The organism is Streptomyces sp. NPDC058289, assembly GCF_042880975.1.
GTDB lineage: Bacteria > Actinomycetota > Actinomycetes > Streptomycetales > Streptomycetaceae > Streptomyces > Streptomyces stoeckheimensis.
Map to the genome: position 1 here is coordinate 1 of NZ_JBHVYI010000022.1, position 20,345 is coordinate 20,345.

A 20,345-nucleotide genomic window follows, 5' to 3' on the forward strand; every position below is an offset into this window, starting at 1 on the left:
GTTTCCGTATCCGGGGAGCCCCCGCCGCCCCCGCCCCCGTGGGGTGGGGGGGGGGGCGGCGGGGCCTCGTGGAGAGCCCTCCTCTGACAGACCTGTCGCCTATGGGAGAGGAGGTGATGGAGCCCGGGGTGTCTCCGCGATGCTTCCAGGCTGGGCGTAACGGCCAATGGATCTCAGACGAGAGCGAGGAGCACTTCGTCGATCTCGCCGCCGCGCGCTTGGCCGAAGCCCCTGCCATGGCCCGTGATCACAAAGCCACACTTTTCCAGTACGCGGATCGAGCCTGCGTTGTCGGCTGCTGCGTGGGCGTGCAACGGCCGGGTTCCGACGAGATCGACCAGCACCGTGAGCGCCGCTGTGGCGATGCCGCGGCCCCAGTGATTTCGGCCGATCCAGTAGGTGACCTCGCGTTCGTTCGGCGGCCCGTACACCGCAGCATGGCCGACCACCTCATCGTCGGCGAGCACAGTGCGCATCAGGACATCGGGGTTGGAACGGATCCTGGCCCAGTAGTTGTCGAAGAGCGCCCTGTCGTAGTGGTACTTCCTGGTGACCGCGGCCACGTGCTGCGCCTCGGGATCAGAGAGGTGCTCCCAAAAGGTGGGCAGATCACTATCGAGGACTTCGCGGAGGGAGATCATTTCGGTGGTGGCTCCTGCGGCTGGTCGAGCACGTGACACTTCGTCGAGTGCGGCGTCCGATAGCTGATCAAATTCAGTGAGTGTACTCCTGACCTGGGAGGATGGAACGTGTCGAAGGCTCTGTCCGCAGCAGGAAGTCGGCGCGCTCCAGGCGAAGAAAGAGGTGCGGGTGCTATCCGTCTGGCCGTGTCGAGGGCAACGGCCGCGGGGTGGTCTCGCAGGCCGGGGCGGTGCTGCTGGTCGAGACGGTCCGCAAATCCGGGCTGGACGGTGCGATATCGGCGGCATTGGCGCCGTAGCGCCGTAGCGCCGTAGCGCCGTGGCGCCGTGGCGCCGTGGCGGAAGCGTCGCGCGGTGCACGACCCCGGGCAAGATCCTCCTCGATGTCGCGCTCGCGACGGCGTTGGGCGGAGACTGCCTGGCGGACGCGGCGATGCTGCGTGCCGAGCCCGACGTGTTCGGCCCGGTGGCCTCCGACCCGACCATCTCCCGTCTCATCGGCGTGCTCGCCGCGTCCGGACCGAAGGCCCCGACCGAGATCCGCTCGGCGCGGGCCGTTCGTCGACCACGGCACAGACGGGTCCGGGGAACCGGTGGCCGCCCTGCTGCCACCCCCTGGGGTCGCAGAGATCACCGACGTGCCTGACCGGCGACAGCCGCCGCTGGCAGATCGGAACAGCACAGCCTCTTGAGCGGAGCCGGCCCACGTTGTCGCGCAGCCCCGGCTCCCGGATGGGACACGACTCGCCCATCACCCAGCCCCTGTGCACGACCTGCCAGGCCCCGCGGCAGCCCGCCACCTGCGGCTCGTCTTCACGTCCAATACGGGCTGGCCCGGCGACCAGGTCACCGAGTTCCGGCTTTACAGCGCCTGATCACCGGGCCGTCAACACCGGGAGAGCGGGGGTGCCGGGTCAATGTGGCCGGTAGCGTGGCAACAGCCGACACGAGGAGGGGACATGACCCGACGCAAGAGCGCGGCGGAGGTGTTCGACGCGCTGGGTGAGCGGTACGAGGACCTGTTCGGGTCCGTGCCCGCACAGTTGGAGGCCCTGGACTGGCTCGTGGGGCGGCTGCCCGCCGGAGCTCAGGTGCTGGACGTGGGCAGCGGCACCGGCCGGCCCACGGCCGAGGTGCTCGTCCGTGCAGGGCATGCCGTGACCGGGATCGACGTCTCGGCGGCCATGGTCGAGACGGCCCGTGCCCGGGTTCCCGGGGCGCGTTTCGAGCAGGCCGACGTACGCACGTACGTCCCCCAGGCGGTCGGCTTCGACGCCGTGTGCTCCTTCTTCCCACTCCTGGTCATGGACCAGTCGGACGTCTCGGCCGCGCTCGACCGAATGGCGTCCTGGATCGCGCCGGGTGGGTACCTCGTACTGGCCACAGTTCCGGGAGACATCCGGGAGCTGGACATCGAGTGGATGGGCCATCCGGTGACCGTCAGCAGCCTGTCCGCGGACCAGCACCTGCGGCAGCTGACGGCGGCCGGCCTCGAAGTGCTCCACCACCACACGTCGTCCTTCGTACCCGCAGATCCCCTCGCGGGGCCCGAGGAGCACTTCTTCTGCTACGCGACACGACCCGCCTGACCTTCCGGTGGCCCGGCTCCGCCGGGGACGCGTACGCGCGCCCGCCACACCCGCACCGCCATAACGGACGGAGGGGGCGCGTCAGGTGAGGCAGGTGGCCGACGGCTCCGGCCCTTGTGTGCGGGGTATCCGTTCTCGGTGCGGACGACCAGCTCCGGCACGTCTCAGTGTCGTGAAAGCCCATGGCGTCGTAGTCACCGGGCAGCAGGTCCGCCCAGCCCGTCTCGGTAGCGCGGCGTAGCGGTGACGCCGGCCGAAGAGCCGGTCGTCGACGCGGGGGAACTCCAGCCGGGCGCCATCCAGCGGGGTAACGCAACCGCCAACGGCGCCTGGATGGGCCCCGCGTGACGTGGAGCGTCACCCCGGAACCGGATGCTCCGGAACAACGGCACATATCTCGCGGGGTGTACGTGGTTGACCCACCGATCACTCTTGATTTCCTTCCAAGCGTCCTGAAAGTCTTCGTTCGAGTCAGCTGTCGCAGCAGCAACAACGGAGGCAACACGCATGTCCCCACGCATGTCCCGGCGCACGTCCCCCACCCGAATACGCCGGGCGTGGCTGACGGCCACCACCGCAGTCGCGCTGACCCTGACCGGCCTGTCGACCCCGGCCCACTCAGAGGAAACCCCTCCTCCGCTGCCCGAATCGTGGCACCAGGATCCGCAGACAACGGCTGGCGATGCGGCACTCGTTGGGACCCGGGCATGGACGAGCCCAGGCGGCAAGGCCGACCCCGCGGACTTCACCCTGCAGGCCGGCGCAATGAACGGGACGACCGCCGACCGCGTCGCGCGCCTCGACGGCGTACTGCCCAAGTCGGGTGTCTCGAAGCTCCTCGCCGATGCCAACCGCACCGTCAACACCACGTCGTGCAGCCGCGATCCGTTCGGAACCGCACCCGCTCCGGCACTCAAGTGGTGCCTGGAGAGCGACGATTCGACCTCGCGCGAGTGGATCCCGCAGGCCATGACCGGCGTCTCGGACGCCGCGGACAACGAGCAGTACGGCGCCGGCAACGACACGAACATTCAGCTCTACGCGTCCTACGACAACTGGGACCCGGGCCGAGACAGCAACGGCAACGACGTCGGCGACTGCAACCCCGACGAGTTGGAGGCGAACGACGCCTGCAACCAGAAGGGTGTGCGCGTCTCCTTCGTGCAGCGCCGGGCCGACGGCACGGTGAAGTACCGGCACGTACTGCTGGGTTGGGCGTACGAGAACAACTCCCACCACATCTCCTTCGACGGAGTGCATTCCGCCGAAGGCTCGACGAAGCCGGACCCGAACATCGACATGCAGAACGGCCTGCACGCCGGCGGCATGGTCTGGTACGGCCACTACCTCTACGTCGCCGACACCCGCAACGGCATCCGGATCTTCGACATGGAGAAGATCATGGACCTGGATCCCAACGGGGACGGCAAGGCCGGTGACGAGATGGGCGCGGACACCGACGGGGTGAAGACCACTTCCAACGTCCAGGACAAGACAAAGGTCGGACGCCAGAACAACGTCTGGTACAGCTTCGGCTACCGCTACGTGATGCCGCAGGTGGCGGCCTGGAAGTTCAAGGCCGACCAGTCCAATCCCACGGGGGCGTTCAAGTGCGTCAGCACCGGCGCTCCGAAGGCGTCCTACGTGTCGCTCGACCGCAGCAAGACCCCGGACCGGCTGATCATGGGCGAGTACTGCCGTCCTGAAGGCGGCTACCCGTCGCCCGGCCGGATCGCCTCGTTCCCCGTCAAGGACCTGGAGAAGCGTTCCGGTGAGGTACCGGCCCAGGGCTGGGCCAATTACCTGCCGATGACGAACGGCGGCGCCCAGGGTGCGCTGGCGATCGGCGACAACCTGTACGTCAATCAGAGCGCCGGCCACAACGACCCCGGCAACCTGTGGCGTTACAAGTGGAGCAACGGCGTGCTGGTGTCCAACGGCAGCGCGATCAAGACCGCCACTGGCGCCGAAGACCTCTACTACGAACGCGGTGCGGGACGCCTGTGGTCGGTCTCCGAGCACTACGGTCCCGCGGTGAACGCAGATGCCATCGACGACGGCAAGTCGGCGCCATGCCTGGGCCTCGTGTGCGAGCGCGTTCTCTATGCCCACAGCAAGGCTCAGTTGGACGCTCCGTAGTCCGCCACTGACCGTCACGGGTGGCGGGATACCCACGCATCGGGCTGACACCGCGTACGGGATGCTCATAGTGCCCGTCCGCCGTCGAAGCGAACCACCCGGTCCGCCTGGTGCGAGCCGCTTCCGGGCTCGACCGGGCGCCCCGGTACGGCATCGATGGCGAGCCGCGCATGGGGCTGAACAGTCCGGCGTTGACCACATGCCCGTACAAGTGGATGCCACGGCCGAGCGTCACCCGTCGGCGCCCTCGGCGCTTCGCCTCGCGCAGGGTCCCCGTAGGGGACACGGGTGAGGCTGTCCACGTGCCGGCCCGCGGTGACCGCCGAGAAACGGGCCCTCATCTCTCACAAGGCGAAGGGCCGGTACTCCAGAGGCTGATCGACGACCTCGGGAGCCGTCAGCTCCCGCCCCTTGGGCCTTCGCGCAGGCGCGCAGGGCCGCGCGGTCCCATCGAACGTCCCGGTGAAGGGATGGCTCTTTGGGACCGTGCCTGTTAACTTCCCCCCGCTGGTCATACATTCACGCATTGCATGTATGAATGGAGGAAGTATGCAAGGCAAAACGGCCGTGGTGCTCGGCGGCAGCGTCGCGGGGCTGTGCGCCGCGGGAGTGCTCGCGAGGCATTTCGACGAGGTGATCGTCCTGGAGCGGGACCTGCTCCCGCCCGACGCGCAGCACCGGCGGGGGGTGCCGCAGAGCAAGCACCCGCACTTCCTCCTCAACTCCGGGCGTCGCGCGATCGGCGAGATCTTCCCCGGCTTCGAGGACGCGCTGATCGCCGCGGGCGGGATGCACCTGATGCCGTCGATGGACGCGGCGTACTGCGAGGACGAGGGCTGGGCCCCGCGCAAGTCCGGGTCGATGACGATGGTCTACAGCTCCCGCGTGCTCATCGAGCGGGTCCTGCGCGAGATGGTCCGCGGGTTCCCGACCATCGAGATCCGCGAGGGCGTGACCGTCACCGGTCTTCGTTCCAGCGGGGTCGGCACCGCGCGCGGCCGCGTCGAGGGAGTCGAGTACCGCATGGGCGGCGACTCGGGCCACCTTCCCGCCGACCTGGTCGTCGACGCGCTGGGGCGCGGCTCTTCGGTGGCCGACTGGCTGAGCACGGCCGGATGGCCGACGCCGCCCGAGAAGACCCTCGACGCCAAGGTCACCTACACCTCGAGGTGGTACGACTTGCCGCCCGCCGAGCGGCGTCCGGAGTCGTGGTGGTGGAAACATCTGGTCATCACACCGACCCAGGACACCGGCGCCCATCCCGAGGAGCACGAGTTCCTCAGCAACTTCTTCCCGATCGAGGGTGACCGCGCCATCGTGTGCATGGGGGCGTGGGGCATTCGGATGCCCCACGAGATCGACACCTTCGAGGCTGCGGTGGACCGGGTGCGGGCCACGGCGTTCGGGCAGGCGACGCGTGCCTGCACTCCGACCTCCGAGGTGCACCTCACCCGTTCGACCGGCAACAAGTGGCGTCGCTTCGACCTCCTGGACCAGCCGCCTCTCGGGCTGGTCTGCGTCGGTGACTCGATCTGCGCGTTCAACCCGTTCTACGCCCAGGGGATGAGCTCGGCGGCTCGCTCTGCGCTCATCCTCGCCGAGATGCTGCAAGGCCACGACGTACTCGACCTCGCCTTCTTCCGTACGTTCCTCACCCGGCAGAAGAAGTCACTCGACGTGCCCTGGATGCTCGCCATGGCCCGTGACCAGGCCTACGACTTCGCGACCGGGAGTGAGGTCGTGGCTCCCTGGCGCCGCAAGCTGGCCGCGCGCCTCAGCTGGCCGATCTTCAACGCCATCAACGCGACCAGCCGCGAAGACGCCTACGTCGAGCGGACCTTCGCCCAGGTCTTCAACCTCGACATGTCGCTCAGGGAGATGACCACCGATCCGCGGTTCTGGTTCGGCATCGTGCGCTACAAGGTGCGTCAGCGGCTGGGACGCACGGTCGTGCCCGGCGGGTTCGACGACCGGCAGGACCCGCCCGGCACCGACTACACCGGTCACACCCGCGCCGGCGGATCACCGTTCGCCGAAGCGGCCCTGTCGCCGACTCCCCCGAGGAGCAAGGGATGAGCTATTCATGCGACTCGGCGGCCGAGCGCCTGGCCGAAGGGCTCGGCTTCTCCTGCCATGACGCCGATCCCGTGGTGGAGTTCCGCAACCCGTTCGGCCTCGAGAACGCCTCCATGCCGTTCCTCGAGCTGCTCGTCATCGGCGGCGCGGTGTTCGCCCTCATCCATGCGTGGCGACGGTGGCGACGCGACGGCGACCCGATCAACATCTCGCTGTGGTTCGCCTCGGTCGTCTACCTCGCGGTGATCGAGCCGCCGCTGTACTTCCCGGGCTGGTTCGGCCTGGAGAAGGACGTGGGTCTCATCTTCTCCCACAACGTGTTCACCGTGCAGTTCATGTACGACCGGCTGCCGCTCTACATCGTGGCCTTCTATCCGGCGTTGTCGCAGCTCGCCTACGAACTGGTCCGCGTCCTCGGCGTCTTCGCGCGGCGCGGGCCCCTGGCCGGTTCACTGGTGGTCGCGTTCGTCTGCCAGGCATTCTACGAGATCTTCGATCAGCTCGGACCCCAGCTGAAATGGTGGGCCTGGAACCCGGACAACAAGATGATCAACGAGCCGGCGCTCGCCTCGGTCCCGATGAACAGCATGTTCCTGTTCGCCTCGGTGTCCTTCGGCGCGATGACCTACCTCGTCGTCCGGCTGGTCGGCGCGAAGGACGGCCGGAGCACGCTGACCGGCCGGCAGATCAGCCTGCGCACCGTCGCCGCCGGCGTCCTGACACCGTGGGCGATGACGATCGCCGGTCTGCCGAGCAACGCTTTCCGCGGCGAGGACCAGCGGGGGATCCAGCAGGCCATTCTCGGTACCGAGCTCGCCCTGCTCTGGATAGCCGGCCTCTACCTCCTCGCGGAAGCCTGGCGCGCGGGGCGAACGGATCCGGCCCCGGCGGTGTCACCGGTATTCGCGCGGACCTATCCGGCGCTGTACCTCGGCGTCCACATCGTCCTCTGGACGGTCGCGTTGCCGTCCTACTTCTCGGCGGTCGACGGCGTCACCGAGCAGGGCACGCCGATCGGCAGCCTGTGGTACGCCGCACTGTGCACCGTCGCCGGGACCGGGCTCATCGTGGCCGCAGTCCGCTCGACCTTGCCCCGACGGACCGCAGCGCCTGTGCGATCCTGACGGCATGGGGCACCATGGTTGGGGAGGCAGGCCTCCCGCATCGGACGCCGAGGCACGGCAGCGCATCATCGACGCGACCGACCGTTGCATTGACAGGTACGGCGTCGCGAAGACGACCCTGTCCGACGTCGCCGGCGAACTCGGCGTCACCCGCCAGACCGTCTACCGTCACTTCGGCCGCATCAGCGACATCATCGGTGAGGTGGCGGCCCAGGGCGCCGAGTCGTTCGTCGAGCAGATGATCGCGCACCTGCAGGGGATCACCGACCCGGCGGAAGCCGTGATCGAAGGCATGGTCTTCTGCGTACGGACCATCCCCACGGACCCGCGGTTGAGCCTTCTGCTGCAACTCGGAGACCCCGCCGCGTTCGGCCGCGGGGCCACCACCAGGGACACCATCGACCGCGGCGCCAAGATGCTGCAGCGCTTCCCCGTCGACTGGACCGCCTCCGGCATCGGTGAGGACGACCTCAACGGCCTCGCCGAGATGATCATGCGACTCCTGACCTCGCTGTTGCAGCACCCGAGCGAAGTACCGCAGGACGAAGCCCGGCTCCGCACCTTCCTGAACCGCTGGCTGGCCCCGGCACTGTCCCGGCCCTCGCCATCCGCGCACCCGCGCTCTTGAACGCTCAGCCGGTGGTGGCGGTGGTGTCGGTGGTGAGGGCCGGGCGAGCGCTCGTACTTCACCTTCCACGCGCCTCCCGGACCCGGGTCACGGTCCGCCATGCCTTCGAGCAGGCGAACCAACACCTCCCCCGGGTCCGGTCGCCGCACCCGCTACAGGCTCTCTCAGCAGTCCCACCAGTTGGTCCAGCCACCCGACGCGGTCCAGCTCTTGCACCAGTAGCCGTTGTAGGTGCCCCAGACCTTGAGGTCGATCCTGGACGACGACAGGTAGGTGACGTCCACCCCGCTCTTCGCCACTCCGCCCAAGTCGTGCCAGGGGCCCCAGCTCGAGCTGCCAGGGCTCAACTGGTGGGAGTCGTAAACGTGGTTGTCGGTTCCGACGACGAACCACTGGTAGTGGCCGTCAGGCCACTGGACCAGCGTCGGCTTGTACTCGCAGATGTAGTAGCCCTGGTGGCCCCCCACGTTGATCCCGCAGGTTGACGCGGACGCCGCTCCCGGCGTCGCGACGAGCGTCCCCACCGCCAGGGCGGCGGTCAGCAGTCCTTGCATGACGCGGCTTCGTAACTTCGACATGTTTCCCCCTGGTTGGGACGAGTTGGTGAATACGAGCTTTGCCGGACCCGGCGCCCCGCACCACGATTTCGCCCCTGCTTAATCCAACGCGAAGCTACGCTCGCAGTCGTGATCCAGCTTCTGTTAGGGCCCGACGACCTGACCCGCATACGGTTCGCCCTGTCTCCCCTGGAAGAGCTCGTACACAGCGTTCCCGTACTGGCGGGGAGTGGTCAGCACATGGTGCACCGGCCCTGGCGGACCCGGGCACTGCCCGCGGTCGCCCATGTCGATCTCAGCGTGCTGACAGCGCTCGCCCAGGGGCCCCGCTTCGTAGCGGACTTCCTCGCACCCCCGCCCGAGGCGATGACCGGGCACTTCGCCGACGAACTCGACGCGATGGCAAGCACCCCCGCCGAAGAGGTGGTGCGCTCCCTCGACGAGATGAGAGCCGGCCAGGGCCTGCCGGAGTCGCTGCGCCCCCTCTACGAACATCCGGAACGCGAGCTTTCGCGACTCGCCGCAACCATGGCCGCGTACTGGAGCGCGGCGATCGAACCCATATGGCCACGGCTGCGCTCCTTGAGCGACGCCGATGTCGCACACCGCGCACAGCAGCTCACCACCGGTGGGCTGGACAGGGTCTTCGCGGACCTGCACCCCGAGGTCACCTACGCCTCCGGGAAGCTGAACATCGACAAGCCCCGCCACCACGCGGTGCGCTCCGCCGCCGGCGCCGGACTGCTCCTGGTGCCCTGCGTCTTCGCCTGGCCAAGACTCCTGGTGCTGCACAACGCACCGCACCAACCGACACTCACGTACTCGCCGCGCGGCATCGGCCAATTGTGGTCCGCCCGGGGTGACGAACAGCCGCAGCCGCTGACCGAGCTGATGGGCCGCAGCAGGGCGGCCCTGCTGGTGCACCTCGATCTTCCGGTGTCCACCACACAGCTCGCCGCGTACCTGGGGGTGAGCAGCGCGGCCGTCAGCCAGCACCTTGCCGTCCTGCGCCGCTGCAACCTGGTCACCTCGCACCGCTCGGGCCGGTGGATGCTGCACCGGCGGACCGCCCTCGCGACGGAGCTCCTCCTCCCGGGGCGACGGCCAGAGCCCCGGTGACTCCCCCGGAGCCGCGCCGATCGACTCTGGGGTCGGCAGGGAGCCGTGCATCCCGTTGGCGGGCCGAAGCGCGGTCGTCGCGCTACGTCAGATCGCCTCGTGGTTCACCCGCGGGTGGCCGCAGACGCGGATGATCGCACCTGAGCCGATGTCCTCCCCCGTGAAGTCCCGGTACTGGCTGAAGCAGGCGTCGGGGTCACCACGAAATCCCGGACACCCGCAGACTTGGATCGGCGTGTTTGCGGACACCACCCCGGTGCAGAATTCCAAGGACCCGTGTGACGCGATACCGGGGTCGATTCCGGACCGGGCGAGCAGGTCGGCGGCTGCGCCGCGCGCCTGACTGATCAGTCGTGCTGCCTCTCTGAGGGCTTTCACATGCTCGTCACTGAGACGACCGTCGGGTCGATAGGACATCATGGCTCCTGCCGGTCGATACGGGGATTGGCGGGCCCCATCCGCTCCCGTGGAGATGGTTCGGGCTTCGGGCAGGCCAGGGCGCTGCCCGGGTCACTGTTCGTCGACCCGCTCGCACATGGAGAGTCCGGGCTCGATTTCGGTGCACTCGAATACCGGTTGAGTAATGGCCACCGTCACCGGTTCGCCCGGTTCCTCTCCACGACCCCCGGCGTAGTACCCGAGCGAGAAATGACGGACCGCACCCGGGTACTTCTCGAGCAGGGCGCGAAATTCCGCGATCAGTCCGTCGAACTCCTCCGGGATGGTGTCCCTGCTCTCGCGCTTCTCCGTCATGGCCGCCTCCTTGGTCAGAGGATCGCTGGTGCCACCCCGAGGGAAGTCGTAGCCGTCGACGCCGTACCACCGCGCGAGTACGTCAGCCGTGGCCCACCCATCGTCTTCAGTTTGGCGCGACACGTGCGCACGCGCATGCGGAGCGTCGGCCATGCGGAAGGTGGGCCATGCGGAAGGTGGGCCATGCGGAAGGTCCGGACCGAGCCCTCGGCGGTGTCGGTCGTACTGGCCGGCATCACAGCCCGTGCGGCCCCGCAGCAGACGGGTGCGCCGCCAGGGCCCACCGCTCGACGTCCAGCGGACCCGGGGCGACGATGGGAAGGGGTACCGCACGGCGAAGGGCTGATCATGTTCGAAGGCAGCGGCAAGCCGTTCAGCGGGTTCTCGGTCGATGACATCGACAAGGCCAGGGAGTTCTACGGGCAGACGCTGGGCGTGCGCGTCTCCGAGGACGAAGGCCTGCTCTTCCTGCACCTCGCCGACGACACCGCGGTGCTGGTGTACCCGAAGGACAACCACGAGCCCGCGAGCTTCACCGTCCTCAACTTCCCGGTGCCCGACGTCGAGCGGGCGGTCGACGAGCTCACGGCGGCCGGGGTCCGCATGGAGCGCTACCCGGACTTCACGGCGGACGAGAAGGGCATCGTGCGCGAGGAGGGCGGCCCGGTCATCGCCTGGTTCAAGGACCCGGCCGGCAACGTCCTCTCGGTGCTCGAACCGATGTGACCGGCCCGGCCCTACGAACTGGCCGGACTGACCAGCTCACAGTGTCCGCCGCCAAAACGTCGACCCTCCTGACGTCCTCCAGCCGGAACAAGCCGATCGCCGACGCCGGCTTCACCAAGGACCTCACCCCGCCCTCGCCCTACGTCTCAGGCCCCGATACCACGGGCTCCCGGTGAACGTCTGATGGTAGGTTCGCGGCCGCAGACGCCGACGGGGGACGATCATGACGCCGACCACACTGCCGGAACCGTCCGGCCGGCTCTCGCGCGGACAGCGCAAGGCGCGCCGAATCGTGTTCCGCACGGGTATCGGGATGGTCCTGCTCCTGCTGCTCGGCCCCCTTCTCGCCGGCCGGCCGTGGAACGCGCCCTGGTGGCCCGGCAGGACCGAGGTCGCCGACGTCCCCGACCCGTGTGGGGTCCTCGCCGAACCGGCCCGTCGGCTGCTGCCCGGTGTCACCCCCGTGCGGGATCCGTGGGAGCGGGTGCTGGTGAAGCAGGAGGTGTGCGAGGCCAAGAACGACGCGGTGTCCCTCAGGCTCGGCTATGAGCAGTGGCAGTGGGGACACCTCAAGTCCCCCCAAACCGGCGAGGTGGCAGCCCGCGACCGGCTCCAGAGCCTCATGGACCGCGCCCACGGCCGGAGCTGGGATCCGGTGCCGGGTCTCGGCTCCGAGGCGTACCGGGACAAGTCGACCGTGCTGGTCCGCGAGGCCAATGTCATCGTCCGTGTCTCGTACAGCGATACCCGGACGCAGCCGGCCGGCGCGGTCGCCGAGGCCGAGCACATCGCTCGCGCAGCAGTGGCAGCGATCCGTCACCGGTGAGGTGGGACAACCACCTCACCTGGCCGGCGCCTGCCCAGGGTCACCAACGCACCGATTCACGCCCCCGGGCTTACCAACCCCGACTCGTACGCCACGATGACCAGTTGCGCCCTGTCCCGTGCCCCCAGCTTGCCCATGATGCGGCTGACGTGGGTCTTGGCGGTCAGGGGGCTGAGACCGAGGGACTCGCCGATCTCGGTGTTGTTGAGGCCACACGCGACGAGGGTGAGGACCTCGCGCTCGCGGACGGTGAGGCATTCGGGACCGGCCTCGGGCGGCGCTGCCGTGGGGCTGCGCAGGAAGCGGGCGATGAGCCGGGAGGTCGGGCCGGGCGAGAGGAGGGCCTCCCCGCCGGCCACCGTGCGGATCGCCTCCAGGAGTTCGGCGGGACGCGTGTCCTTGACCAGGAAGCCGGAGGCCCCGGCGCGCAGGGCCTCGACGATGTGCTCGTCCGTGTCATAGGTGGTGAGCACCAGCACCTTCACCCCGGCCAGATCCTCGTCCGCGGCGATCAGCCGGGTGGCTTCGATGCCGTCGAGGTCGGGCATGCGGATGTCCATCACCACCAGGTCGGCGCGTTCCGTGCGGGCCAGTGCGACGGCCTCCCGGCCGGTGCCTGCCTGTCCGACGACCGTCATGTCCGGAGACGACTCGAGGAGCATCGCGAACGCGGCCCGTACGAGCGCCTGGTCGTCGGCGAGCAGAACGCGGATGGTCACGGGTTGCCTCCCAGCGGCAGTACGGCACGGACCTCGAAACCCTTGCCGGGAAGTGGCCCCGCGTCCAGCGTTCCGCCGACACTGCGCGCCCGCTCGCGCATGCCGACGAGCCCGAACCCGGGCGTGCCCCCGCCCGTGCCGGTCCCGTCGTCGGTGACGGTGACCCATAGGGAGCCTTCCCCGGCGCGCACGCCGACCCGGATGCCGAGGTCCTGCCTGCCGCCGTGGCGTACGGCGTTGGTGAGGGCCTCCTGCACGATCCGGTAGGCGGCCGCGCCGACGGCGGCGGGCGGCACCTCTTCGGCGGTGACCGTCAGGTCCACCTCGGCCCCGGAGATCCGGGCGGCCGCCACGAGACCTCCGAGGCCGTGCAGGTCGGGCAGGGGGTCGCGGGCGTCGCCGTTGCCGTGCTCGCGCAGCACCTCCAGGGTGGTGCGCAGTTCGCTGCGGGCGGTGCGGCAGGTCTCGGCTATGTCGTCGAGGGACTTCGCGACGGCCTTGCGGTCCAGGCGCTCGGGGTCTGCGTTCAGGATGTGCGCGGCGACGGAGGTCTGCACGCCGATCAGGGTGATGCTGTGCGCGAGCAGGTCGTGCAGGTCTCGGGCTATGCGCAGTCGTTCCTCGGCGACCCGGCGGCGGACCTCCTGCTCACGTGTGCGTTCGGCGCGTTCGGCGCGCTCGACGACGGCGGCTACGTACTGCCGGTAGAAGCGCAGGGCGATGCCGATGAAGACCACGGCGAGCACCCAGCCGGAGATCCGCAGCGCCTCGGCGGCCTGCTTCCTGTTGACGACCATCATGACGCTCAGCGCCACGGTCAGGGCCGTGCTGGTGGCGAGCACGGTGTACAGGGGCCGGCAGATGACGGCGACGCTGTACAACACGACGACCGAGACCGGGAAGGGGGCGGCGTGGTTGTTGTCGAGGGCGTGGTACGGCAGGAGCAGGGCGGCCTCCGCGGCCAGCACGGGCAGCGGGTGGCGCCGCCGGAACACGATCGGCAGCTGCGCCGCGATCAGCAGGAGCCAGCCCAGCGCGTCCGGTCGCCGGGCCGAGTCGGTGACGAGGGCGAGGACCACGGCTAAGACGGTGACGGCGAGGGCGAGCAGGACGTCCTTGCGGGTGGCGTGCTGGGCGGCGCTCGCTCGGGTCGCGGTTGATCACCGTCATGATCCGGTCGCCTAGATGGGGTTTGCGTTCGGCTTCGGGCACGGGCTCATCCTCCGTCACATGGGCGCCCCTCCCACAAGGGAGGGGCGCCCACGGGGATCACACGGGGTCGGGAAGGTGTCAGACGTGCTCCGGCTCCCGGAGCAGGACTTCGGGCGACGGCGCCTTCGACATGGGACCGGGCCACCACACCTTCCGGCCGAGGGCGACGCTGGCGCTGGTGACGAGGTAGGTCCGGACGAGGAAGGTGTCGAGGAGCACACCGACCGCGATGACGAAGCCGAGCTGGACCAGTGAGACGAGGCCCATGTTCATCAGCACCGCGAAGGTGGCTGCGAGGACGAGGCCCGCGGAGGCGATGACACCGCCGGTGGTGCGCAGGGCGGTGAGCGCGGCCGCGGCGGGTTCGGCGCCGCCCAGGGCTTCCTCCCGCATGCGGTGCATCAGGAAGATTCCGTAGTCGACGCCGAGGGCCACCAGGAACACGAAGGACAGCAGGCCGAGGGCGGGGTCGGTGCCTTGGAAGCCGAACAGCGGCTCGAACACCAGCCCGCCGATGCCGAGGGAGGCGCCCCAGACCGCGACCACGGCGGCGACCAGCATCAGCGGGGCGACCAGGGAGCGCAGCAGGACGATCAGGATGAGCAGGACGGAGAGGAGGACGATCGGTACGACGACCTGCTGGTCTCGGGAGTTGGTCTTCTCCAGGTCGAGCTGCTGGGCGCTGGGTCCGCCTACGAGTGAGCCGTCCAGCTTGTCGCGCAGGCTCTGGATCGTGCGGGTCTCGGCGTCCGTCTGCGGCAGTGCGGAGGCGATCACGGACACCTCGGTCCAGCCCTCTCCCGTCCGGCCGATCCGGGCGGAGGCGACGCCCTCGGTGGAGGTGGCCGCCTCGAGGGTGGCTTCGGCCCGGTCGGCCGGAGTCATGACGGTGATGGGCTGGCTGGAGCTGTCCGGGTAGGCGTCGGCCAGGGTCAGCATGGCGGAGACGGACTCCGGCCGGTCGACGAAGGCGTCCTCCTGCTTGAGGTCGCCGGGCAGGTTCAGGGCGCCGAGGGCGAGCGCCCCCAGAGCGAAGGCGCCGGCGACGAGGACGGCCACCGGGCGGCGTCCGGCGGAGCTGCCCATTGCCGAGAACAGTGAGCGGCGCTCCTTGGGAATGCTGCCGAAGGCCGGGATGAGCGGCCAGAACACGCGGCGGCCGAGCAGGACCAGGAGGGCGGGCAGCAGGCTGAGCATGGCGATCAGCGCGCACAGCACGCCGACGGTGCCGAGGGGGCCCATGGCGCGGTTGGAGTTGAGGTCTGCGGCGAGCAGGCACAGCAGGCCGACGGCGACGGTGCCGGAGGAGGCGATCACGGCGGGCCCGCAACCGCGCAGGGCGGCTGCCATGGCCTCGTACGGACGCTCGATGCGGCGCAGTTCCTCGCGGTAGCGGGCGACGATGAGCAGGGCGTAGTCGGTGCCGGCGCCGAAGGCCAGGATGGTCATGATGCTGGTGCCCGCGCCCGAGATGGAGGTGCCGAAGGCCTGGTTGAGGCCGTAAGCGACGCCCATGGCCAGGTAGTCGGCGATGCCGGCGGTGATCAGCGGGATCAGCCACAGCACGGGGCTGCGGTAGATCAGGATCAGCAGGATGGCGACGACCGCTACCGTGGTGTAGAGCAGGGGGCCGGCGAGGGAGTCGTACACCTTCTTGGAGTCGCGGGTGACCGCGCCGGGGCCGCCGACCTCGACGGTGAGGCCATCGCCGGAGCGGGCGGTCTCCCTGATGTCGTCGACGAACTTGTTTCGCAGTTCGTCGTCGTCACCGGGTTCGTTGGTGCTGACCGGGTACATGAGCGTCGTGCCGTCCTTGGAGGGCACGCCCTGCGGGGTGTCGGTCAGCTCGTGCTCGTCGGCGATCTGCCCGATCTGCCGCTCGGCGGTCGCGCGGTCGGCGGCGGTGAGGGCCCAGTCGCGCTGGTAGACGAGGACGAGCTGGGTGGTCTCGCCACCGGGCAGCCGCTCCTGGAGCTTGGCCACCTGGGTGGAGTCGGCGTTCGCGGGCAGATAGTCGGTGACGCGGTCGCGCGTGACGTCGGCGAGCTTCCCGGCGAACGGCGCGGCGACCGCGAGCACGGCGACCCACAGCGCGAGCACCAGCCAGGGCAATGCTCGTCGCCGACTCTGTGTAAGTCCGGCCCCCATGTTCGGGCCTCCCTCCGGTCCGGATGTCTTGGTGTCCTTCCAAGACTCCCGGCAGGCGAAGGCCGGATCGTCGCGCCTGAGATCGAGTTCGCAGGTACTGCCGGGGGTGGCCCGGCGAGCGGATTACTCCCGCGGGAGTAGAGCCGGCATCGAGACGACGTTCGACGTTCCGTGTCGGCGCCATCTTCAATTGCCGCAAGCTGACCGTGACGTGGTTCGACTTCACCAAGTGTGGGCGCAGCAGTGGACCGGCACGGCTGCCCTCCGGGAGTCCCGTCCCGGCCGGGCCCCCGCGCCGGTCCACCGCCGACCCGCCGGTCAGGGGGCGTCGATGAGTACCCGGCCGTCGGTCGGCACGGTTGCCGCGAGCCCGTTCGCGTACGCGTTCTGCACGCGGGACCGCTCGGTCGCGTTGGGCACGGCGTTGGTACAGGCCGTCCCAGCGCTGGACCCGGACATCAGCTGGGAGCACGGCCCCGGCTTGGTGTCCGGGAGGCCCAGGCTGTGGCCCAGCTCGTGCGCAGCGATGCGCGTCTTGTCGTACCCCTGGCTCACGGCCTGCGCGCCGAGTTCGACTCGCACCTGTCGCCCAGGACGGACCGGACCCAGGGTGGCCTGCGGCCAGCCGGTGGTGGCCACGATGACGATCTCGGCGCGGACCCCGGGCGCGGCCTCCACCAGCCGAACGTTACTGACGTTCGCGTTCCAGGAAGCGACCCCGGCCGCTATGGCCGATTCCCAGCCGCCGGCCCGACTGTCGTCGTAACGGAGCGTCACTACCGCTGCGGTGGCGTCCGGTAGGGGCGCGGGTGCAGCGGGTGCAGCGGTCGCGGCGGTTGCCGCCGCGAGGAGCAGCGCGGCGGCGGAGGTGCCGACTTTCAGCCAGGTGCCCAGAGACATGTCGTCTTCCTTCATGCGTGGGGGGCCCGGCCCCTCGGCGGAACCGGGGCACTGGAGACGCCGCCACCGCCCGCCTGTGGCCCGCACGTTCGGACAGCCGCCCCTCCGGAGCCCTAAGAACGTAGCCCCGCACCGCACCAACCCGTCATGCACCTGCCAGCCAATTCCGGCAGGCACTCCGGCCGATGCCCGGTCAGCGGGCGGCACCGCCCAGGGGCTTCTGCCGATGGGTTGATGACCCTGATCATCTGCACCTCCGTCTCCCACGGCAACAGCGGCCCGGGGCCGCGGGGGTCAGAGCATGTTCTTGTAGATGTTCCACCCGGAGCCGAACTTCACCCGGGGGGCGAAGGTGGCGGTGCCGGTCTTGCCCGTCGAGGTGTACGTGTACACGTCGCCTCCCGGGAGCCGGGCCATCAGGTCGCCCTTGCTGTCGCCGTTGATGTCACCCGGAACGAACAGCCTGTCGTACTGGTTGAAGCCGCTGCCGACCTGCACCCGGGCGGCGAACGGCGCGCCGGCCGTGCCGGTGCCCTTGTAGAGGAAGAGGCCGCCGGCGGTGTCCCGGGCGAGCAGGTCGGGCCGCCCGTCCCCGGAGTAGTCACCCGCGCCGACAAGGGCGTTGTAGCCGTTCCAGCCGGTGCCGACCTTGATGCGCGTGCCGAACTTCGTGTACGGCAGGCCGTCGCCGGGGTGCAGCCACAGGACGCCGGAGGAGTCACGGCTGACCAGGTCGCCCTTCCCGTCGCCGGTGAGGTCGCCGGGGCCGGCCATCATGGTGTAGTTCCACGACGTGCTGACCTTCACGTCGCGGACGTAGAGGTCGGTACCGATGTTCTGCACGTAGCTGGCGTGGTTGTGGCTGTTGAGGCCCGTGGCGTACGTGTTGCGGGAGCCGGGCGTCTCCTTGCCGACCCCGACCGGCGGCGACAGGTAGGTGCCGTTGGCCAGGGCGTAGTACTTGGCCAGGACGTTGTCGGCCTGGGTCATCACGTTCTGGCCCTTGCCGAAGAGCGATGTGGTGCCCGCGCCGACGATGAACTTGTTGCGTTCGTAGCCGCTGCCGAAGTAGGCGGGTGCGGCGAACTTGCCGCCGCCGATCGACTTGAACCAGTACTCCACGCCGTCGTGGTTGCGGGCGAGCAGATCGCTGCGGCCGTCGCCGTCGCCGTCGTCCGAGCCGGTGATCACGTTGTACGCGTTCCAGCCGGTGCCGACCTTGACGCCGGGCTTGAGCGGGGCGGTGGCGCTGCCGGCTCCCTTGTGGAACCACAGCTCGCCGGCCAGGTTACGGGTGAGGACGTCGCCGATGCCGTCGCCGTCGACGTCGTTGGCGCCCACGACCTGGTCGTAGATCCCCCAGCCGGAGCCGACCTTGACCCGGGAGTTGAAGGGCCTGCTGACCGTCCCGGTTCCGGTGTACAGCCACAGGTCACCGGCGGGGTCCCGGGCCAGCAGATCGGGGCGGCGGTCGCCGGTCAGATCGCCGGTGGCGATGAGGCGGTTGTAAATCTGCCAGCCGCGGCCCGACCACAGGGGCGCCGAGGTGCTCTTCACGCCCGCCTCGTAGAGCGTGAGCACGCCGTCGAAGGTGAGCGAGAGGAGTTCGGGCTTGGTGGTGCCGCCGACGTCGCCAACCGGCAGCAGGTCCTTGAACGAGGCCTCGGGATCCGGATCGGTCTTGTTGACCGTGTAGTCGCTCCAGGCCTTGATCGATGACAGGTAGACGGCCGTGTCCTGGTCGTACTCCATGACGATCATGTCGCTGACGCCGTCGCCGTCGACGTCGTGCCGCGGCTTGGCGGCAGCGGCCACCTTGGCCGGGACCCGGGCCGGCATGACGACGGTCGGGAGCCCTTGGCCTCCGGCCGTTCCGGTCACGGTCGACGGTCCCGGCGCCGGCACGGCCGGGCTCGGCACGGCGATGCTCGGCGCGCCCAGGCTCGGCGCGGCGACGCTCGGTGCGGCGACGCTCGGTGCGGCGACGCTCGGTGTGGCGGCCAGAGCGCCGGTGGCCAGGGCGAGAACGCTCCCGGCGGCCAGGGCGCGCAGCCGTCTGCGCTGCGGTGACGTGCGGTGCGATGTAGTCAAGATCCCCCCTGAGGATCGAGCCGTGGGGCTCTGCCCTGGCACGCGTCATGCGCGTGTCCGGGATCACGCGTCCGTGCGTGAACGGCCCCCCGCTTCCGTCCGTACACGCTAAGCCCCGTCGCCGACATTCACGTCGGCACGCTCACGCCGGTTCCCCTTCCCGGCACATCAGTTGGGCTTCTGCACCGGGCATGTGAGGACGACATGCCGGCGCACCCCCTGCTCAGGGACCGGCGGCCAGGTGCACGGGGACGGTCTTGCCGCCCTCGGGGACCGGCCGGACCTCCACCACGTCGGCCGGCCGGCGCGCCGCGGCGGGGCCGGGGGCGGGGCCCGCAGCAGCGCCTCTCGCTCGGCGGTGTCGACGGACAGGCCCCCACCGCCGACGCCGGCTTCACGGAGAGCCTCGCCGCCGCAGGGGCCGCCTACGAGCAGCGGGCCCGCTCGCCGCACCGCGGCATGGCGTCGCCGTCGGAAAGCCGGTCGGGCAGTGGCTCACCGCCAGCGCCGCGACCGGCTCGACCCAGGGCAGCTAGCCGCGCTCGCCGAGCTGGGCGTGGACTGGGCCCGTAAGCGGGTCGGAGCCGTTCCAGAATTCTGGAACGGGCCGGCGTCCGGGTCAGGTGCGCGGATGGCCGTGGCCGGGCGGCGGTACTCCCGGTCCGGGAGTCCGGCCATGTAGAGCACGATCCGCTCCATACCCGCCTTCTCCCCCGCCGAGAACGCCGGCTCCGGTTTGGGGGTGCCCGGCGCCGGCTCGGCGGCCTGCGGAAGGTGCAGGGTGCCCGAGCGCCACGCGCCTTCGCCCCACAGGTCCGGTTTCGCCGCGGGCCACCGCCCCTCTTCCGGGTGCACCAGGACGCCGACCAGCCCGTTGAGCGATGTCACCTTGGGGAGGTCGAGAGCGCGCTGAAGGGCGGGCGTGGACTGCGGAGTCAGGACGCTGGGTTCCACCGCGGAGATCGGCGAGCGGATCAGTTGCTCGCGTACCTCTGGCGGCAGCAGGCCCGAAAAAGGGTGAGAGTGAAAGACAGGCCAAAATACCCCGCAGCATATGCCCGGTGTGTCTTGAAAAGAATGGATATTGAGCTGATGTA

17 protein-coding genes and 2 pseudogenes are annotated in these 20,345 nt (G+C 69.7%); 9 read left to right on the forward strand and 10 right to left on the reverse strand.

All coding sequences use genetic code 11. The features are described 5' to 3' along the window. Positions 1-173: 173 nt before the first annotated feature. Positions 174-641, reverse strand: a complete 468-nt coding sequence (locus ACFVX6_RS13760; protein ID WP_389691005.1) for a GNAT family N-acetyltransferase — start codon at positions 639-641, stop codon at positions 174-176. A gap of 101 nt (positions 642-742) precedes the next feature. Here ACFVX6_RS13760 and ACFVX6_RS13765 point away from each other — a divergent pair. The 6 genes and pseudogenes from ACFVX6_RS13765 to ACFVX6_RS13790 form a co-directional block, all read left to right on the forward strand. Next, positions 743-1,212 (forward strand): annotated as a pseudogene (locus ACFVX6_RS13765) (transposase); the annotation flags it as partial. Between the two features lie 388 nt (positions 1,213-1,600). Then, positions 1,601-2,230, forward strand: coding sequence for a class I SAM-dependent methyltransferase (locus ACFVX6_RS13770; protein WP_389691007.1), 630 nt, complete (start codon positions 1,601-1,603; stop codon positions 2,228-2,230). Positions 2,231-2,995: 765 nt separating this feature from the next. After that, complete coding sequence (locus tag ACFVX6_RS13775; protein ID WP_389691009.1) at positions 2,996-4,369, forward strand: hypothetical protein; 1,374 nt, start codon at positions 2,996-2,998, stop codon at positions 4,367-4,369. Positions 4,370-4,918: 549 nt separating this feature from the next. Beyond that, the gene (locus ACFVX6_RS13780; RefSeq protein ID WP_389691011.1) at positions 4,919-6,445 is read left to right on the forward strand and encodes an FAD-dependent oxidoreductase; all 1,527 of its coding nucleotides are present in this window, start codon (positions 4,919-4,921) and stop codon (positions 6,443-6,445) included. Further along, positions 6,442-7,569 carry a hypothetical protein gene (locus tag ACFVX6_RS13785; protein WP_389691013.1) on the forward strand — a complete coding sequence of 376 codons (1,128 nt, stop codon included), beginning with the start codon at positions 6,442-6,444 and terminating at the stop codon, positions 7,567-7,569. Before ACFVX6_RS13780 ends, ACFVX6_RS13785 begins: the two co-directional genes overlap by 4 nt. 4 nt (positions 7,570-7,573) lie before the next feature. Next, positions 7,574-8,197, forward strand: a complete 624-nt coding sequence (locus ACFVX6_RS13790) for a TetR/AcrR family transcriptional regulator (RefSeq protein ID WP_389691015.1) — start codon at positions 7,574-7,576, stop codon at positions 8,195-8,197. A 164-nt stretch (positions 8,198-8,361) separates the two neighbouring features. On the opposite strand, the gene ACFVX6_RS13795 is transcribed toward ACFVX6_RS13790, so the two are convergent. Next, positions 8,362-8,775, reverse strand: coding sequence for a hypothetical protein (locus ACFVX6_RS13795; protein ID WP_389691017.1), 414 nt, complete (start codon positions 8,773-8,775; stop codon positions 8,362-8,364). Between the two features lie 108 nt (positions 8,776-8,883). Here ACFVX6_RS13795 and ACFVX6_RS13800 point away from each other — a divergent pair, with 108 nt between their 5' ends. Continuing rightward, positions 8,884-9,873 (forward strand): DUF5937 family protein, encoded by a 990-nt coding sequence (locus tag ACFVX6_RS13800; RefSeq protein WP_389691019.1) that lies wholly within the window; start codon positions 8,884-8,886, stop codon positions 9,871-9,873. An 87-nt stretch (positions 9,874-9,960) separates the two neighbouring features. Here the strand turns inward: ACFVX6_RS13800 and ACFVX6_RS13805 are convergent, their stop codons facing one another. Continuing rightward, positions 9,961-10,293, reverse strand: a complete 333-nt coding sequence (locus ACFVX6_RS13805) for a DUF6422 family protein (protein ID WP_389691021.1) — start codon at positions 10,291-10,293, stop codon at positions 9,961-9,963. Positions 10,294-10,383: 90 nt separating this feature from the next. Beyond that, complete coding sequence (locus ACFVX6_RS13810) at positions 10,384-10,626, reverse strand: hypothetical protein (RefSeq protein WP_389691023.1); 243 nt, start codon at positions 10,624-10,626, stop codon at positions 10,384-10,386. A gap of 348 nt (positions 10,627-10,974) precedes the next feature. Between ACFVX6_RS13810 and ACFVX6_RS13815 the strand changes: the two genes are divergently transcribed. Both ACFVX6_RS13815 and ACFVX6_RS13820 read left to right on the forward strand, forming a co-directional pair. Beyond that, positions 10,975-11,352 (forward strand): VOC family protein, encoded by a 378-nt coding sequence (locus ACFVX6_RS13815; RefSeq protein ID WP_389691025.1) that lies wholly within the window; start codon positions 10,975-10,977, stop codon positions 11,350-11,352. A 223-nt stretch (positions 11,353-11,575) separates the two neighbouring features. Next, entirely contained in the window at positions 11,576-12,178 is a 603-nt protein-coding gene (locus ACFVX6_RS13820; protein WP_389691027.1) for a hypothetical protein, read from the forward strand. Between the two features lie 56 nt (positions 12,179-12,234). Here ACFVX6_RS13820 and ACFVX6_RS13825 read toward each other — a convergent pair whose 3' ends face one another. The 6 genes and pseudogenes from ACFVX6_RS13825 to ACFVX6_RS13850 all read right to left on the reverse strand — a co-directional run bounded on the left by ACFVX6_RS13825 (position 12,235) and on the right by ACFVX6_RS13850 (position 20,202). Then, positions 12,235-12,897, reverse strand: coding sequence for a response regulator (locus ACFVX6_RS13825; protein ID WP_389691029.1), 663 nt, complete (start codon positions 12,895-12,897; stop codon positions 12,235-12,237). Beyond that, positions 12,894-14,067, reverse strand: a pseudogene (locus ACFVX6_RS13830) (sensor histidine kinase). Before ACFVX6_RS13830 ends, ACFVX6_RS13825 begins: the two are co-directional and overlap by 4 nt. A 120-nt stretch (positions 14,068-14,187) precedes the next feature. Beyond that, complete coding sequence (locus tag ACFVX6_RS13835) at positions 14,188-16,257, reverse strand: MMPL family transporter (RefSeq protein ID WP_389691031.1); 2,070 nt, start codon at positions 16,255-16,257, stop codon at positions 14,188-14,190. 318 nt (positions 16,258-16,575) lie between these two features. Beyond that, positions 16,576-17,157, reverse strand: coding sequence for a snapalysin family zinc-dependent metalloprotease (locus ACFVX6_RS13840; protein ID WP_389691033.1), 582 nt, complete (start codon positions 17,155-17,157; stop codon positions 16,576-16,578). Positions 17,158-17,451: 294 nt separating this feature from the next. After that, positions 17,452-19,248 carry an FG-GAP repeat domain-containing protein gene (locus ACFVX6_RS13845; protein ID WP_389691035.1) on the reverse strand — a complete coding sequence of 599 codons (1,797 nt, stop codon included), beginning with the start codon at positions 19,246-19,248 and terminating at the stop codon, positions 17,452-17,454. 495 nt (positions 19,249-19,743) lie between these two features. Then, positions 19,744-20,202, reverse strand: a complete 459-nt coding sequence (locus ACFVX6_RS13850; RefSeq protein ID WP_389691037.1) for a hypothetical protein — start codon at positions 20,200-20,202, stop codon at positions 19,744-19,746. Positions 20,203-20,345 lie beyond the last annotated feature (143 nt).